This is a genomic window from Micromonospora wenchangensis, from assembly GCF_002210435.1.
GTDB lineage: Bacteria > Actinomycetota > Actinomycetes > Mycobacteriales > Micromonosporaceae > Micromonospora > Micromonospora wenchangensis.
In genome coordinates this window covers 57,095-73,575 of record NZ_MZMV01000004.1, presented here as the reverse complement: position 1 = coordinate 73,575, position 16,481 = coordinate 57,095, and the positions used below count along the sequence as shown (strand labels likewise).

14 protein-coding genes are annotated in these 16,481 nt (G+C 73.4%); 8 read left to right on the top strand and 6 right to left on the bottom strand.

Features of this window, described 5'->3' with window-relative positions:
• Positions 1-3: 3 nt before the first annotated feature.
• From B5D80_RS03420 to B5D80_RS32720, 4 genes are all read right to left on the bottom strand, one after another.
• On the bottom strand, positions 4-2,157 hold the full coding sequence (locus B5D80_RS03420) for a peptidase domain-containing ABC transporter (protein WP_158224105.1): 2,154 nt from the start codon (positions 2,155-2,157) through the stop codon (positions 4-6).
• Positions 2,154-3,146, bottom strand: a complete 993-nt coding sequence (locus B5D80_RS03415) for a TIGR04500 family putative peptide maturation system protein (protein WP_158224104.1) — start codon at positions 3,144-3,146, stop codon at positions 2,154-2,156. The genes B5D80_RS03420 and B5D80_RS03415 overlap by 4 nt, the downstream gene beginning before the upstream one ends.
• The gene (locus B5D80_RS03410; protein ID WP_088642288.1) at positions 3,143-4,126 is read right to left on the bottom strand and encodes an MvdC/MvdD family ATP grasp protein; all 984 of its coding nucleotides are present in this window, start codon (positions 4,124-4,126) and stop codon (positions 3,143-3,145) included. The genes B5D80_RS03415 and B5D80_RS03410 overlap by 4 nt, the downstream gene beginning before the upstream one ends.
• Before the next feature lie 68 nt (positions 4,127-4,194).
• Entirely contained in the window at positions 4,195-4,368 is a 174-nt protein-coding gene (locus tag B5D80_RS32720; protein WP_144081550.1) for a putative ATP-grasp target RiPP, read from the bottom strand.
• A gap of 132 nt (positions 4,369-4,500) precedes the next feature.
• Between B5D80_RS32720 and B5D80_RS34725 the strand changes: the two genes are divergently transcribed.
• From B5D80_RS34725 to B5D80_RS33610, 5 genes are all read left to right on the top strand, one after another.
• Positions 4,501-5,895: a helix-turn-helix transcriptional regulator gene (locus tag B5D80_RS34725; RefSeq protein ID WP_144081549.1), complete on the top strand. Its 1,395-nt coding sequence runs from the start codon at positions 4,501-4,503 to the stop codon at positions 5,893-5,895.
• 345 nt (positions 5,896-6,240) lie between these two features.
• Entirely contained in the window at positions 6,241-7,722 is a 1,482-nt protein-coding gene (locus B5D80_RS03400; protein WP_088642287.1) for an endo-1,4-beta-xylanase, read from the top strand.
• Between the two features lie 131 nt (positions 7,723-7,853).
• On the top strand, positions 7,854-9,395 hold the full coding sequence (locus tag B5D80_RS03395; RefSeq protein ID WP_088642382.1) for a cellulose binding domain-containing protein: 1,542 nt from the start codon (positions 7,854-7,856) through the stop codon (positions 9,393-9,395).
• A 367-nt stretch (positions 9,396-9,762) separates the two neighbouring features.
• A complete protein-coding gene (locus tag B5D80_RS03390; protein ID WP_088642286.1) occupies positions 9,763-10,536 on the top strand; it encodes a hypothetical protein in 774 nt (257 codons plus the stop codon).
• Between the two features lie 194 nt (positions 10,537-10,730).
• Entirely contained in the window at positions 10,731-10,877 is a 147-nt protein-coding gene (locus tag B5D80_RS33610; protein WP_169733029.1) for a hypothetical protein, read from the top strand.
• Here the strand turns inward: B5D80_RS33610 and B5D80_RS03385 are convergent.
• A complete protein-coding gene (locus B5D80_RS03385) occupies positions 10,867-11,445 on the bottom strand; it encodes a helix-turn-helix transcriptional regulator (RefSeq protein WP_088642285.1) in 579 nt (192 codons plus the stop codon). The two genes, B5D80_RS33610 and B5D80_RS03385, sit on opposite strands and share 11 nt — an antisense overlap.
• 47 nt (positions 11,446-11,492) lie before the next feature.
• Here B5D80_RS03385 and B5D80_RS03380 point away from each other — a divergent pair, with 47 nt between their 5' ends.
• Positions 11,493-12,278, top strand: a complete 786-nt coding sequence (locus B5D80_RS03380) for a class I SAM-dependent methyltransferase (protein WP_088642284.1) — start codon at positions 11,493-11,495, stop codon at positions 12,276-12,278.
• Positions 12,279-12,304: 26 nt separating this feature from the next.
• On the opposite strand, the gene B5D80_RS03375 is transcribed toward B5D80_RS03380, so the two are convergent.
• On the bottom strand, positions 12,305-12,619 hold the full coding sequence (locus B5D80_RS03375; protein ID WP_144081548.1) for a hypothetical protein: 315 nt from the start codon (positions 12,617-12,619) through the stop codon (positions 12,305-12,307).
• 623 nt (positions 12,620-13,242) lie between these two features.
• On the opposite strand from B5D80_RS03375, the gene B5D80_RS03370 reads away from it, so the two are divergent.
• Positions 13,243-15,111 (top strand): RiPP maturation radical SAM C-methyltransferase, encoded by a 1,869-nt coding sequence (locus tag B5D80_RS03370; RefSeq protein WP_088642282.1) that lies wholly within the window; start codon positions 13,243-13,245, stop codon positions 15,109-15,111.
• Positions 15,108-16,478, top strand: coding sequence for a DUF5825 family protein (locus tag B5D80_RS03365; protein ID WP_088642281.1), 1,371 nt, complete (start codon positions 15,108-15,110; stop codon positions 16,476-16,478). Before B5D80_RS03370 ends, B5D80_RS03365 begins: the two co-directional genes overlap by 4 nt.
• Positions 16,479-16,481: the final 3 nt, after the last annotated feature.

The window sequence follows — 16,481 nt, the reverse complement described above, 5'->3', positions numbered from 1 at the left end:
GGCTCAGCGGACCGGGTCGGGCCAGGGCCGGGCCGCGCCGGGCACCCCGGCCAGTCGGGCGAACGGCCCACCGGCGGCCAGCAGCACCCCCGGCGGTCCGCTCTCCACCAGCCGTCCCCGGTCGAGCACCAGCACCAGGTCGGCGTCCGCGACCGTCGACAGCCGGTGCGCGATCACCAGCCGGGTCACCGGCAGCGTCCGCAGGCTCGCCTCGACGGCCGCCTCCGTCACCGTGTCCAGCGCGCTTGTCGCCTCGTCCAGGATGAGCAGGGCCGGGTCGGCCAGCAACGCGCGGGCCAGCGCGACCCGCTGCCGCTGCCCGCCGGACAGTCCGACACCGCCGTCGCCGAGGTGGGTGTGCAGCCCCATCGGCAGGGCCGCCACGTCGTCGTGCAGCGCGGCCAGCCGGACCGCCCGGTCGACGGCCGCGTCGGAGGCGTCCGGGCGGGACAGCGTCAACGCCTCGCGCAGGGTGCCCGCGCCGAGGTAGGTCTCCTGCAGGACCACCCCGATCTGCCGGCGCACCGAGGACAGGTCAAGCGTGGCGAGGTCGTGGCCGTCGACGTGGATGCGGCCCTCGGTCGGGGCGTACAGGCCGGTCAGCAGGCCGACCAGGGTGCTCTTGCCGCTGCCGGAGCCGCCCACCACCGCCACCTTGCTGCCGGGCCGGATCACGGCGGTGACGTCGCGCAGCGCCCAGGGCGAGCGCCGGTCGTACCGGAAACCCACCCTGGTGAGGGTGACCAGCCCGGTCAGCCGGGGCGCGGGCGCACCAGGGGTGGGCTGCTCGACAGGTGCGTCCACGATGTCGGCCAGCCGGTCCATGGTGGGGGCGAGCAGGGTGAACGACGGCAGCCGCTGGGCCAGCGCGACCGCCGGGGTGATCGCGGCGACCGCCAGCGCGGACAGGCCGGCGGCCCGGCCCGGCGAGTCGGCCTGCCGGACCGCGACCAGCAGCATCAGCACCGGGCACGCCATCGACCAGGCGGCGAGCAGCGCGTCCGAGACCGCCGCCAGCCGGGCCAGCCGGTGCGCCGCCGACACACCCCGGTCGAACGACTCCTGCCAGCGCTCCCGCACCCGCTGCTGGGCCCCGGCGACCCGGATCGCCGCCATGCCCTGCACCGCCTCGGAGAGCCGGGCCGCCTCCTCACCGGAGGCGAGCAGTTCCTCCCGTTGCAGCGCGCCGGAGCGGCGGCCGACCCACAGCGCCGTGCCCGCCTGCACCGCGATCACGGCGGCGGCCACCAGCCCCAGCACCGGCGCCAGCACGGTCACCACGGTCAGGTAGCCGACCACCAGCAGCCCGTCCAGGGCGGTGGCGACCAGCGCCGACGCCAGCAGGTCCCGGACGCCGGCCACCGCCCGGACCCGGTCGACCAGGTCGCCGGCCGACCGGCGGTGGAAGTACCGGTAGACCACCTCGAACAGCCGGTGCACCGTCTCGGTGCCGAGCCGGCTGCCGATGCGCCGTTGCAGGCTGGTCACGGTCAGCCCCCGGGCCAGGGACAACGCCCCGGTGAGCAGGGCCAGCGCGGCGACGGCGGCGAGCCAGGTCGCCGCCGGGGGCGCGGCGGCGTCGATGAGCGCGGCGGTCGCCCACGGCACGGCCAGGCCGGTCGCGGTGAGCAGCACCGAGGTCGCCGCCAGCAGCGCGAGCAGCCCGGTGTGCCGGCGCAGCACCGGCACCAGCAGGTCGCGCACCGGCGACGGTGCCGCCGGTGCCGGCGGAGCGGGACCGTCGGGTGCGGCCAGCAGCACCACCCCGGTGGTGCCGGCGCAGAACTGGGCGGGGGAGAGCCGTCGGCGGCCAACGGCCGGGTCGACCACGTCGACGCCGTGGCGGCCGGTCCGCTCCACCACCAGGTAGTGGTCGCCGTTCCAGTGGGCCAGCAGCGGCATCGGCAGCTCGCCCAGCCGGGTGGCGTCCACGCGTAGCGCCGGCAGGGCGATCGCCCGGCAACGCAGCCCGTGCTGCTGCGCCTCGTCGCGCAGGTCGCGCAGGCTCAGGCCGTCCCGGCCGACGTCGAGCCGGGCCCGCAGGTACGACACCGGGACCGCCCGGCCGTGGGCGGCGAGCAGCATGGCCAGCGCGCTGGGCCCACAGTCGGTGGCGGCGACCTGGAGCACCACCGGCACCCGTCGCCGGCCGGTCACCGGACCCGGGTCGTCCGGTCCCGGGGCAGCCAGAACCACTCGACGTCGGTGCCGGCCCGTCGCTGCGCCAGCCACTCGTCGAACATGGCCCGCTCGACCAGCGCCCGGGTGTCGTCGTCGAGGACGGCCGGCTCGCGGTCGACCACCACCGCCGTCACCGCCGTACCGGCGATGGTGGTCGGCACCGGCCCGGTGGCGTCGCGCAGCTCCGGCGGGGCCGCGACCGCCACCGTCCGCAGGGTGCCGGCGGCCCGGCCGGCACGGACGGCGTCGGCCACCGCCGCGAGCGCCGTCGCGCGGTCGGCGGGGGGCGTCCCCTCGGCGGTCCAGGCGATCAGGAGCCGGTCGAACGTGGACCGGTGCGCGGCGAACCACTCCGGCAGCCGGTCACCCACCACCCGGGCACGGAGCCGGGCGACCGCCACGGTGTGCGCGATCAGGTCGGCGAAGTCCTCGGCGGTGAGCCCCCGGTCGGCGAGCCACCGCGCGGTCGACTCGGCGTCGAGCAGCCCCTTGGCCCGGCGGTACGCGTCGGCCGCCGCCTGGAGCTCGTCGTCGTCGACCTCGACCGGGTGCTGCTCCAGCTCCTCGGCTACCAGGCCGGTGTCGACCAGCCGGGCGAGCACCTCGTGGTCGTACCAGAGGAAGTCGAGGGCGGTGAGCGCCTCGCCCACCCGCAGCGTGCGGGTGCCGACCCGGGCGAGGTGGTGGTCGGAGTGCCGGACCGCCCCGCGCAGCGGCCAGGGCAGTGCCGGCGTCGGGCTGTACGCCACGGAGACCGTGCCGGCGGGTTCGCGCAGCAGCACGTCGAAGGAGACGGACCCGTCGGCCACCTCCTCGTCGCGCACGACCGCCGGATCGGCACCGGGCCAGCGTTCCCGCAGCGGGGTGAGGCGTCGGCGGGCCTCGGGCAGGCCGGCGCGGTCGACGGTCAGCTCCCGTACGAGGGTGACGGCGGCGTCGAGCAGGGCCGGGTCCAGGGTGGTCACGTGGTGGCTCCGTTGGTGGGGGCGGGCGTGGTGAGCAGGTCGACCACGGCGGCGGTGATGGGCAGCCCGGTCTCCTCCTCCACCCACAGGTACTGGCCGGTGGGGTTGATCTCGATGTAGACGTACCGGCCGTCGGGGGTGACGATCAGGTCGAGGGCGCTGTAGCGCAGGCCGAGCGCGCGGGTCAGCGCCTTGCACCTGGCGGCGACGTCGTCGGGCAGGTCGTAGCGGCTCAGCGGGGTGTTCCGGTCGTCCTGGCGACGCCAGTCGTGCCGGGCGTGGTTGGACCGCTGGGAGTCGATGGCGGCGGTGAACACCCGGTCGCCGACGACGGTGACCCGCAGCTCGACCCGCTTGGGCACCCGTTCCTGCGCGATGAGGGGGCAGTGGCGTACCCCGTCGACGTGGCCGACGTCGCGGTGGGTGACCGGTTCGGTGAAGCGCATCAGTTCGTCGCGGAGGCTGGTCAGCCCGACCTGCTTGGTGATCATCCGGCCGCCGGTGTGCGTGAACAGGTCGAGCACGTCGCGGGGGTCGTTGCCGACGGCGGTCGCCGGCACGTCGAAGCCGAGGCGCAGGGCGAGCTGGAGCTGGCGGACCTTCTGCTGGGCCCGCAGCACCACCGGCCGGGCGGCGGGCAGCGCCGGCACGTCGAGGGTCTCCCAGACGTCGCCGACGAACTGCCGGCTCTCCTGGACCACGAAGCCGGCGTGGGGTTCGCCCAGGTGGGGCGGGGCGACCGGGACGCCGGGCCGGCGGAACCAGACGGCGGTCACCGCGTCGAGGTCGACGGTCCCGCCCGGGCCGGCGTGCCGGACCAGGGTACGGGTCAGCCGACCGTCCCGGATGGTCACCGACAGTGAGGCGCGGGACGGCACGTCGGCCGGGTCGAAGCGGACCCAGCTGACGCCACGCCGGCCCAGCTCCACCTCGGCCGCGTCGGCGTGCACGTCGTCGGGGGCGGTCAGGATGAGGATCATGAGTGCTCCGGGCGGGGGGCCGCCGACGTCCGGCCACCTCGGTGGGCCGGACCGCCGACGGTGACGGATCAGTCGAAGTCGGTGTCGGTGTCCGGTCGACCCCCGCCGGGGATGTCGTCGATGGTCTTCGACGAGCCCGCCCCGTTGCGGGGCAGCCCACCGAGCATCCGGGCGAGCTGGTCGTCGGCCAGCTCCACCCCGTCGGCGGGAATGGTGTCGATCTCCACGGTCCTACGCTTCATGGTGCTACCTCTATCCGTTCGCGAACGCCCACCGGCCGGCTGGACCGGCAGGTGCATGCAGTCTGGGCGGCCCGGGGTGACCTGGGCACCAGGGAAATCCCCAGGGTTGGCCCCGGGTTCTACGCTCAGCCGGTGTCCACCGAGATCACGGCCGAGCGCCTGCTGTCGGCGGCCGACCGTGCCGACCCGGACGAGGCCGCGCGCCTGCTGTTCCGGGCCTTCCTCACGCTGTCCCGCACCGCCGACAGCGACCAGTTGCTTCCGCTGCTGACCCGGGTGCGGCAGGCCCACGAGGCGAGCGGCTCGGCGCGTACCGCACTGATCTACCGCACCCTGGCGGGGACGGCGGCCACCCGGGCCGGCCTCGCCGAGGGCCCGGAGCACCTCGACGCCGCCGTCCGGATCTTCGACGAGCACGCCTTCGGCGACGACCCGGTGCTGGTGGAGTGCGCGTTGACCGCCGTGATGACGCTGATGCGTCCGGACGAGGCGCGCCGGTTCGCCCCGCTGCTCGCCGGCCTGGACCTGCCGCCCGCCGACCGGGCCCGGCTGCTCGCCCTGGTCGGGGTCGGTGACTGCTGGGCGGGCAACCTGGTCCGGGGCCAGGCCGAGTTGCGGGAGGCGGCCCGGCTGGCCGCCCAGTGCGGCACCCCGGACGTGCAGGCCGAGGCGACCTCCTGGCTGGCCAAGTGCGACGCGTTGCGCGGTGACCTGGACGATGCCGCCGTCCACCTGGACCAGGCCCGCGAGCTGGCCGCGCAGGTCGGTTCGGCCTGGGTGGCCCGCCACCTGCCCGAGTGCACGGCCGCGCTGGCGTTCGTCCGGGGTGACCGGGAGACCTGGGCCGGGCTGCTCGAACTCGTGGTGGCCAGGGACGTCGGGGTGACCGCCGGCCTCCAGTACGAGCACCGCTGGGAGTTGGCCACCCACCACGCCCTCGCCGGCCGCTCCCGGCTGGCCGGCGACCTGCTCGCCGGGGTCGACGACCCGCCCGCCTCGTGGCCGGGCGGACCGGTGCTGCCGGCGTGGCGGGCCTGGATCCTCGACCCGGGCACGGCCACCACGGCGACCCTCACGGCGGCGGTGGAGCTGCTGACCCGCCCGGTCGAGCAGTTGCTCGCCGCCCGGGTGGCCTGGCTGCTGGGCGTGCACCACGGGCGGGCCGGCCGGCGGGGCGAGGCGGCCCGGCTGCTGGAGCAGGCGTGCGCGGGGTACGCCCGGACCGGTGCCGCCGGGATGCTCACGCTGGTGATGCGGGATCTGCGGTCCCTCGGTACGACCCCGGCGGGTGCCGGTACCCCGCTGGTCGTCGACCCGCCGTTCCCGGTGCCGGCCGGTGGGCCGACGCTGACCGAGGCCGAGGCCCGGGTCGCCACCGCGATCGCCAACGGGCTCAGCAACCGGGAGGCGGCGCAGCGGCTCTTCGTCTCGGTGAAGACGATCGAGTTCCACCTGGGCAACATCTTCCGCAAGCTCGGCGTCCGTAACCGTACGGAGTTGGCGGCCAGGCGGGCCCGTACCCGCTGAGCGTGCCGCCGGTCCGTGGTCGGGCCGTCGCGCAGGGTCCACGACCCCCGGGCTGGGCCCGACACCTGTCGCAGATCGAATCCATTCGATATAGCATCACGGCAGGGCAGCGTCACCCCGCACGGGCGTAGGACGCGGAGTGTTCGCCATCCACCGGGCGGACCGGGCAGCCGACCGGTGGTCACCGACGAGGGCGCGGCCGGGTCGACACCGGCTCGACGTCCCCCTGTGACGTGCTGGTCCCGCCGCAGGCATGGAGTCCCGGTCGTCGATCCCACGAGCGGTCGACCGGTCGCGTGCCGTCCCGACGGTGACCGGACGGAACACCGAGGAGGAAACGCACAGATGAACGACGTACCCGCTCGACCGCAACGCCGTACCAGGAGGGCCAGCCGGCTGCTGCTGGGCGGCGCCTGCGCCCTGGCGATCACCGTGTCGTCGATGGCCGTGGCGACCCTGGCCCACGCCGACCTCAGCGGACCGCCCGGGACCACGCTGAAGGCCGCCGCCGAACGTAGCGGCCGGTACTTCGGGGCCGCGATGGGGTCGGACCGGCTCAGCGACTCCGGCTTCCTGAACATCGCCAGCCGTGAGTTCGACATGATGACGGCCGTCAACGAGATGAAGCCGGACGCGACCGAGCCCAACCCCGGGCAGTTCGACTTCAGCAGGGGTGACGCGATCTACAACTGGGCCACCCAGCGCGGCATGCGGTTCCGGGGCCACACCCTGGCCTGGCACGCCCAGCAGCCGAGGTTCTGGGGCAGCCTGAGCGGCAGCGCGCTGCGGCAGGCGATGATCAGCCACATCAACGGCGTGATGGCCCACTACAAGGGCAAGCTCTACGCCTGGGACGTGGTGAACGAGGCGTACGCCGAGAACGGCACCCGCCGCTCCTCCAACCTCCAGTCCACCGGCAACGACTGGATCGAGGTGGCGTTCCGCACCGCGCGGGCCGCCGACCCGTCGGTGAAGCTCTGCTACAACGACTACAACATCGAGAACTGGACGTACGCCAAGACGCAGGGCGTCTACAACATGATCAAGGACTTCAAGGCGCGCGGTGTGCCGATCGACTGCGTCGGCCTGCAGACCCACTTCACCGGTGGCAGCTCGCTGCCGGGCAACTTCCAGACCACGCTGTCCAGCTTCGCCGCCCTCGGGGTGGACGTGGCGCTGACCGAGGCCGACGTCACCAACGCCTCGACCAGCCAGTACCAGGGCCTGACCCAGGCCTGCATGAACGTCCCGCGCTGCGTCGGCATCACCACCTGGGGCATCCGGGACAGCGACTCCTGGCGGGGCAGCGAGAACCCGCTGCTGTTCGACCGCAGCAGCAACCCGAAGCCGGCGTACACCGCCGTCCTCAACGCGCTCAACTCGGCCTCCACCACCGTCCCGGGGACCTCGACCCCGCCGCCCACCACCCCGCCGACGACGCCGCCGACCACCCCGCCCACCACGCCGCCGACCACCCCACCGACCACCGCTCCGCCGACCACGCCGCCGCCGACCGGGCAGCCGGGCGGCTGCGCCGCGACGTACCGCACGGTCAGCAGTTGGAACGGCGGCTTCCAGGGTGAGGTCGTCGTGGCCAACACCGGCTCCACCGCCATCACCGGCTGGACGGTGCAGTTGACGCTGGCCGGCGGGCAGACCATCGCCAACGTCTGGAACGGCAGCAACACCGGCACCAGCGGCACGGTCAGCATCCGCAACGCGGACTACAACGGCTCCATCGGCGCGAACGCCTCGACCACCTTCGGGTTCCTGGTCAACGGCAACAGCAGCACCGCGCCCGGCAACCTCTCCTGCACCAGTTCCTGACGGCGGGCCGTCCCGACGCCGGCCGGGCCCGGAGCACCCGCTCCGGGCCACGGTCGGCGGCGCGCCGCCTGTCGATTCTTGCCGGTGCTTCTGCCTGTTCCCGGGGCGGCGGAATCACTTGACTCATGGTCATGACGCAAACCTGGAACGCGACCCGCCGCTCGGTGGTCGCCGGCGTGCTGCTCGGCGCCACGGTGGTGGTCGGTCCGCTGACGGCACCCTCGAACGCCGCCCCCAGCCAGCCGTTCGGCGCGTCGGCGACCGCGCCGACGGCCGGGAACGACCGCTCCCTGCTCGACCTGATCCCGGCGCAGGCCCGGGACCGGATGCTCGCCCAGGCCCCGCTGGTCGACGCGGCCAACGTCGTGCGCACCGCCGTCGAGGCCGGCGCGCCGCGTGGCTACGCCGGCATCGGACTGGTGGACGACCACGTCACCCTCTGGTGGAAGGGCGCCCTGCCCGGTGACGTCGCGGCGGCGGTGGCCACCGCCCGCCGTACCGCCCCGGTCGAGGTCGTCGGGGCCACGTACTCCCGCACCGAGTTGAAGCGGGCGGCGGCGAAGCTCGCCCCCGTGGTGGACGCCGACCCGAAGGACGCCGCGCACGCCGTCCGGCTGCGTACCGACGGCTCCGGAATCGAGGTCGCCGTCGACCCGAAGATCAGCGCCAGGCAGCCGAAACTACCGGCGACCGGGGTCGCCACCCGCACCGTCGTCCGGGAGCGGATGGTCGAGCGGTCCCGGTACAACGACGCCGCGCCGTACGACGGCGGGATCGGCATCGGCCTGACCACCTACGGCTGCACCGCCGGTTTCGGCGTCCGCAACCACACCACCAACGTGGGCTACCTGCTCACCGCGGAACACTGCGGCCCGATCGGGCAGCCCTGGCACGTCGCCTGGAACACGAGCACCAACACCGGCACGCTGGTCGGCTACTCGGTCGCCAGCAACGACGACCACGACACCATGCTGGTCTCCACCTCCTCGCCGGGTAGCCACATCTACGTCGGCGGGCAGAACGACGAGGTGCGCGCCGAGGTGACCGGCTGGACCGAGGTCTTCCCCGGGCAGCTGCTCTGCCAGTCGGGGTACACCTCGGCCGGTGAGCTCGGCGGGCCGGTCTGCAACCTGCGGGTCGAGTTCCACTACGACGACATCGAGGACCTGGTCGAGGCCACCCAGCTCGACGGCGACGAGTCGGCCCGGGGCGGCGACAGCGGCGGGCCGGTCTACTACGTCAACCCCAACGGCACCGTCCTCGCGGCGGGCACCACCACCCGGTCGGCCGGTCCCGGCTTCGGTTTCCAGGACTTCGCCACCGCCCGGGACGACTACGGCGACATCCGGCCGGCGACCGCACTGGCGAGCACCTGCCGCGTCTCGTACGTGGTGACCAGCTCGTGGGGCACCGGCTTCAACGCCAGCGTCACCGTCTACAACGACGGCCCGGCCGTCAACGGCTGGTCGCTCGGCTGGACCTTCCCCGGCAGCCAGCTCATCCAGGGTCACTGGAACGGCGTCTTCCAGCAGACCGGCGCGGCGGTCACGGTGGGCAACGAGAGCCACAACGCCAACATCCCGACCAACGGCGCGGTGAGCTTCGGCTTCACCGCCGACGGTTCCCCCGCCGTCCCGGTGCCCTTCACGCTCAACGGCACCACCTGCAACTGACCGGTCCGGCTGCGGTGGGACGCCGCAGCGGGTGAGCACCCGAGGGCCCCGCCGGGCTGACCGGCGGGGCCCTCGCCCGTGCCGTCGGTCGACCCGGCCGGCCCGCTCCGCCGGGGTGAGCTGCACTGACGGTTGTCGATATTGCTAGGGCGGGACGGGCGTGCTGGAATGGCTCACAGCACCGCAGCACGGGGGCAACCGCGCTGGGGAACCGGTGTGCGCGGGAGCAGCGCGGTGCCGGCAGCACGCCGCCTCGGACGGTGCGTGCCGTACGCCGGGCCATCGCCACGACGACGGGCAGTCGACCCGCCGGCCGGCAGTTCCACCGGCCCCGCCCACCGGCAGCGATCCCCCATGGAGGACGACCATGCGCAGTTCCCTCGCGGTTCTCACCGCGGCCCTGATCCTCGGCGTCACCGCCGGCAGCGTCCCGGCCGGTGTCTCGGACGCCGCCCCGCGCTCGTGCCACCGCGACCTGTTGTTCTGCGAGGACTTCGAGCGCCTGCCGCCCGGGGGCCCCAGCACGCTGAAGTGGGGCGTCGACACCCGCCACGGCACGCTGACCGTCGAGCGCGCCAGGCACGGCAACCAGGTGCTGCACGTCCGGACCGTCGACAACGGCCGGGCCTTCCTGCGGGTCGACGACTTCGCCGCGCCGGGCAACCGTTTCTACGGGCGGATGCGGCTGCGCGTCGACGCCTTCCCGACCGCCCCGGACTGGGCGCACTTCACGCTGGTGGAGGCGACCGGCAGCGGCAGCGCGGAGGTCGTCCGCCCGATCGGCGGCCAGTACGCGCCCACCGTCCCCGGCACCTTCTGGGGGGTGGGCGCGGACGGTGGCCCGACCGGCGACTGGACCAACTGGCGGGAGTCGGCCCCGGTCACCGAGGACACCTGGCAGTGCTTCGAGTGGAAGCTCGACCCGACGGACAACCGGGTCGCGGTGTGGATCGACGGGGTGGCGAACCCGGAGCTGACCGCCTCCACCACCGACCACGGCGGCAACGACGTCCCGTTCGTCCTGCCGGCGGTGGACACCGTGAAGATCGGCTGGCAGCTCTACCAGGGCGGCACGACGCCTGGTGAGTTCAACCTCTGGATCGACGACATCGCGCTGTCCACCAGGCGGCTCGGCTGCTGACACCCGGCTGCTGACACCCGGCTGCGGCGACCGACCGCCGACGGGCGGACCGGCCGGGGGCCGAGCGGTCCCCGGCCGGCACCGTCCGATCCGGAGGGTCGGGGCTCCGGTTCGGTGCCGGGAGCGGGTTTCCCGACCGGGGCGGCGGGGGTAGAGACGGCACCGTCCGTCAGCCCACCGTCGAGGAGAGTGTCATGTCGGTACAGGCGTTCCTCTATGTCGTCGCGGTCATCCTGCTCGTGCTCGCCGCGCTGCCCATTCCCAGCCGTGGCGTCTCGCTCGCCCTGCTCGGGGCGGCGTGCGCCCTGCTGGCCTACGCCTGGCCGGTGATCACCGGCTGACCGGCGGCGGGTGGTGGTGCGGGCCCAGGTGACTGCGCTCACCCTCGTGGTCGAGGATGCAGAGGATCTCGGCCGGGCCGTCGTGCGCGCCGAACGCGTGCGGGACCAGGGTGGAGAACTCGGCGGCCTCGTTGGTGCCGACGAGGATCGTCCGCTCGCCGAGGCGCAGGACGATCGTGCCGGACAGCACGGTGAACCAGTCCCGCCCCGGGTGCACCCGCAGGTCGGTCGGGACGTCCCGGGTGATCCGCAGCTTGGCGACCGTCTGGTTGCTGTCCCGGGACAGCAACCAGGTGGTGACGCCCCGGTTCTCGTCGCAGTGCGGGCGGATCACGACGTCGTCGTCGGCGTCGGACTCGACCAGCCGGTCGAGCGTGATGCCGAGCACCCGGGCGATGGTGGCGACCTGGTCCAGGGCGATCCGGCGGTGCCCGGTCTCGATCCGGCTGAGCGTGGAGGGGCTGATCAGGCAGCGCCGGGCCAACTCCTCCAGCGACCAGCCGCGGGCCAGCCGCAGGCTGCGTACGCGCTGACGGACCAGGTCCTCCAGATCCCTGTCTTGCTTCATGCGCAAGATGCTATGCCGTAGGGGCATGGCCCGGCTACCGTCGCCGCATGGCACACGACCACCTGATCGAGCTGCTCGACCTGGACGCCGAGGTCCTGCACGACTACTTCCGCGACGTGATCGGCTGGGTCGGCCGGGAGGCCGTCGGGCAGCCCCACGTGGTCGACCTGGGGGCCGGCAGCGGCACGGCCTCCCTCGCCCTCGCCCGGGAGCTGCCCGACGCCACCGTCACCGCGGTCGACCTCTCCCCGGAGATGCTGGCCCACCTGCGTTCCCGGGCCGACGCGGCCGGGCTGGGCGACCGCATCCGGACCGTGCAGGCCGACCTCGACCAACCCTGGCCCGACCTCGGGCCGGCCGGGGTGATCTGGGCCGCCGCGTCCCTGCACCACCTGGCCGATCCGGCGACCGCGCTCGCCTCGGCGTTCGGCGCGTTGCGGCCGGACGGGCTGCTGGTGGTCGCCGAGGTGGACGCGTTCCCCCGCTTCCTCACCGGCACGCCGGGCGAGCAGGTGGAGCGGCGGGTGCACGCCGAGGCGGCGAAGCGCCGGCACGAGGCGGGCCTGCACATGCACGAGAACTGGGGGGAGCGGATGACACAGGCCGGCTTCCGCTCGGTGACCGAGCGGCGTTTCGACATCGACCTGCGCCCCCCGTTGCCCGCCGCCGCCGTCCGCTACGCGCAGGTCTCGCTGGGCCGGATGCGGCACGGGCTGGCGGACCGGCTGTCCCCGGCCGACCTCGCCGCCCTCGACGCGGCCGTGGCGGGACTGCCGGGCCGCGACGACCTCAGCGTCCGTACCGAGCGGACGGTCTGGCTGGCCCGCCGCTGAGCACCGGCCCGTGGCGGCCGGGCGGGTCAGGCGCAGCCGCGGTACTGCAACGCGGCGTCCTTCATGTACGCCCAGAGCGGCAGGCCGTTCCAGTAGTCGTAGGTCAGCGTCCAGCCGTTGGCGGTGTTGCCGGTCGGGCCGGTGACGACCTGCCCGTAGCGGCGGGTGCCGTACAGGGTCGACTCGTTGGGCGCGGTGTACATGCCCGCGTAGTCCCAGACGACGGTGAAGCTGCTCGTCGTGCAGGCCGCCTGCGCCGCTCCGGCCGGTGCCAGGGCCGTCAGGGTCGTCGCCGCCAGGCAGGCCGCGAGGGTACGCAGCAGATGTCGTCGGATGGTCATCGGGTCCTCCACCGGATCGTCGGGGATGGATCTGTCACTCGGAGGCTAGACCATCGGGCGGTGGTCGGGGAGCCGATCACGGTCGCCCTCCCGTGCGGGTGGTCCGCACCGCCCCCGCCGCGATTGCCCCCCGCCATTCCGATCGATTATTCCGCTGGCGGTTGACCATTCAACATCTGCGCCGGCAAAAATTGCCTCAGCGTGCGGTGCCGCCGCATTCGCCATTATTGGCAATTTCGGAGCCGAGAATCCCACGAATCCTTGCCTGACGACAACTGCGCTTGACCGTCATCAATTACAGCGTTAACGTGTGTTAAGGCTGGAGGTCGTACGGCAGGCCTGACGTCATGCAGGTCCGGTAGTGCGACAGGCTCGGTGGCGAGCGTCGGCCGCCCCGCCCGGGACGGCGCAGAAAGCCGGGCGAAAGCCGCCGGAAAATGATCTGAAAAGCCTCCCCGTGGCCCCCTCGCGGCCCGGGCCGGCACGCTGCGGTGAAGCGCCGGCACCCGTCCGGTGAGCCACCGTGGAAAAGATCGGGCAGCGGCCCCGCAATTGCGGTGCCGCGCGCCCCGCGAAACGACCGCACATTATCGACCGCGACGGAAGAAGCTGGGTGGAATACCGTGAAGCTCCTGATGGTCGCCATGCCCTGGCAGGGTCTCGACACCCCGTCCAGCGCGCTGGGAATCCTGGGGCAGTGTGTCCGGAGGCACGCCGCCGACTGGGAGATCGACGAACTGTACGCCAACCTCCGGTGGGCCGAGCACCTGCTCGTCGAGAGCGGCGGCACCCTCACGCCGACCGACTACGGCAACGTGGCGGACCAGGTGTTCCACGGCGTCGGCGACTGGGTCTTCACCCCGGCGCTGTACGACGTCGACAGCTACCGGGTCACCGAGTTCGCCGAGTTCCTCAGGCAGCGCGGCGTGGAGCCGGACGCCCCCGTGGCCATGCAGCGGCACGCCCGTGGGTTCGTCCGACGGCTCGCCGAACAGATCGCCGCCGATCCTCCTGACCTGGTCGGCTTCACCAGCACCTTCATGCAGAACGTGCCCTCCCTGGCGTTGGCGCGGGAGCTGAAACGACTCGTGCCGGGCATCCGCACCGCGATGGGCGGCAGCAACTGCGACGGGCTCCAGGGCCCGGCCCTGCACCGCAACTTCCCCCAACTCGACTTCGTGCTCAGCGGCGAGGGCGAACGCTCGCTGCCCATGCTGCTCGACCGGATCGCCTCGGGCGCCGACCTCGCGGACGTGCCGGGGCTCAGCTGGCGGCACGAGGGGCGGACGGTGGTGAATCCGCCGGCACGCGGCGCGCTGCCGTTCGCGATGGTGCCCGCGCCCAACTACGACAGCTACTTCCGGGCCCTGGCGGAGACGTCGTTCGCGCCCCAGGTCCGGCCGATGGTGGTCCTGGAGACCTCGCGGGGCTGCTGGTGGGGCGAGGTCCACCAGTGCACGTTCTGCGGGCTGAACGGATCGAACATCGACTTCCGCAGCAAGGCCCCCGACCGCATCGCCGGTGAGGTGGTGGAACTGGCGCAGCGGTACCGGGTCCTGGACCTCATCATGGTCGACAACATCCTGGACATGAAGTACCTGAACACCGCCATCCCGGCGATGGCCGCCCTCGACTGCGACCTGCGGGTGCACTACGAGATCAAGTCCAACATGACCCGGGACCAGCTGCGCAGCCTGAAACAGGCGAACGTCACCTACGTGCAGCCCGGCATCGAGAGCCTGAGCAGTCACGTGCTGCGCCTGATGGACAAGGGCGTCAGCGCCGCGCACAACGTCCGGATGCTGCGCGACGGTCACGACCTCGGCCTCAACGTCACCTGGAACATCCTCTACGGCTTCCCCGGCGAGACCGAGGACGACTACCGCCGGCTGCTGGGCAAGTTCGCCACGCTGGAACACCTCCAACCGCCGACCGGGGCCTGGCGGATAGCGCTGGAACGCTTCAGCCCCTACTTCGAGGACCCGACCCAGGGGTTCATGTACCGCCGGCCGGCCGAGATATACGACTTCATCTACCAGGTCCCGCGCGACGAGTTGTACGACCTGGTCTACCTCTTCGACACCCGCGACCAGGGCATCGTCGGCCCGATCGAGGACGAGCTGAAGCAGGGCGTCGAACGCTGGGCGCAGGCGTACCGGGGCGGCGACCTGTCCTACTGGGTCGACGACCGGGGCCGGGTGACCATCGAGGACCGCCGGGCCAGCTGGCCCGAGGAGACGATCGAGCTGGACGACGTCCACAGCAACGTCTACCTCGGCATGTTCCAGGTCGCCGGCCGGGCGGGCATCGCCCGACGGCTCGCCGACAGCGGGCACCAGGTCACCGGCGACGGGCTCGACCGGATGCTCCGCTGGTTCGTCGACCGTGGCCTGGCCTTCGAGGACGAGGAACGGTACGTCGCCGTCGCCCTCGACGTCGACCCGTACCGCCGGAAGCTGATCGACGGCAGGGAGGTGGTGGCGTCCCGATGAGCACGTCACTGACGATCGACGACCTGCGGGCCCCCGGCGGCCCCGCCCCGGCGGGCGGCCGGCCGGCCACGCTCACCCTCGACCCGGCGGAGCTGCCCACCAGCGGGGAGTTCGCGGAGCTGCTGACCAGGGTGCCCGTCGGCGGGGTACGACTGGCGGAACCCGTCGACCTGTCCGCACTGCCCGACCGGACCGCCGCGCGGATCGTCGCGTTGCTGCGCGAGTGCTCCTCGATCGGCGTACCTGTCACCTGGTCGCTGGTCCTGGACGCGGAACGGCGGCACCTCGTGCGGCACCTCGACCACCTGCCCGCCCCCGTGCGGGCGACGGTGCGCGGCAGCGGGACCACGGCGGTCGACAGCTGGCGCTCCACCCGGACGTTCGGCCTGCTCCACTTCCGTCGGGGCCCGGGGTTCCTGGCCGTCGTCGACCAGCGTCAACGGCCCGTGCGCCGGCTGGTCCTGGACGATCCCACCCGGATCGACGTCTTCCTCCGGGCGCTGCCGGGCTGCCCGTGGGCCGAGCTGACCGCCGGGCCGGCCGAGGCCGCCGCCGCCCGTCGGCTGGTGGACGACGGGCTGCTGCTGCGCCTCGGCGACCACTGCGTGACGCTGCCGGTGCACATGCGTTCGTGGCCGCTGGGCGCGGCCCTGCTGGGCGGCACCCTGGCCTCGGCGGGGAAGAAGCGCGACGACGCACCCGACCCGGCCGACGCGGACCCCGTCCCGGGAGGACCGGGCGACCTGCCCCGGGTGGTCCGGTTCGCCCCCGCCGCCGCCCGCCGTTTCGTCGCCGACGCCGTACGGGAGTACCGGCGGTGTCTGGACAGCCGGGACGCCGACGGCGTGCCCCACCACCCGCCCCGCGCGTCGGCGCTGCTGTTCGGGCAGGTGGACGACGCCGCGCTCACCGTCACCGACATCGAGTTCGTGCCGAACGTCAGGGGCCGGGACGAGAGCGTCATCGCCGAGTTCGAGGAGCGGATCGCCCCCCGCTTCGGCGAGGTCTACCGGGACACCGAACGCGGGTTCTGGTGCGCCGACGAGGGGGTGCTGCGGGCCATCAAACAGCACTCCGTGAACGGTCGGGAACTGCTCGGCTCGGTGCACTCCCACCCGAACTGGCACGAGATCGGCCCACCGCACGAACGCGGGCAGCGGCTCAGCGAGCAGCCCACCGGGATGGACGAGTACCTGTTCCGCCAGTCCGGCTGGCCGGTGAACGTGATCTGGTACGTCCGGGCCAGCGGTGACCGGCTGATCCACCGGGTGGCGGGCTGGCGGCCCGGACCGCAGGGGTGCGAGCCGCTGGACGTACGCCTGCCGTCGGCGCTGCGTACCGAGATCGAGATCGAGTTTCCACCCTGACCG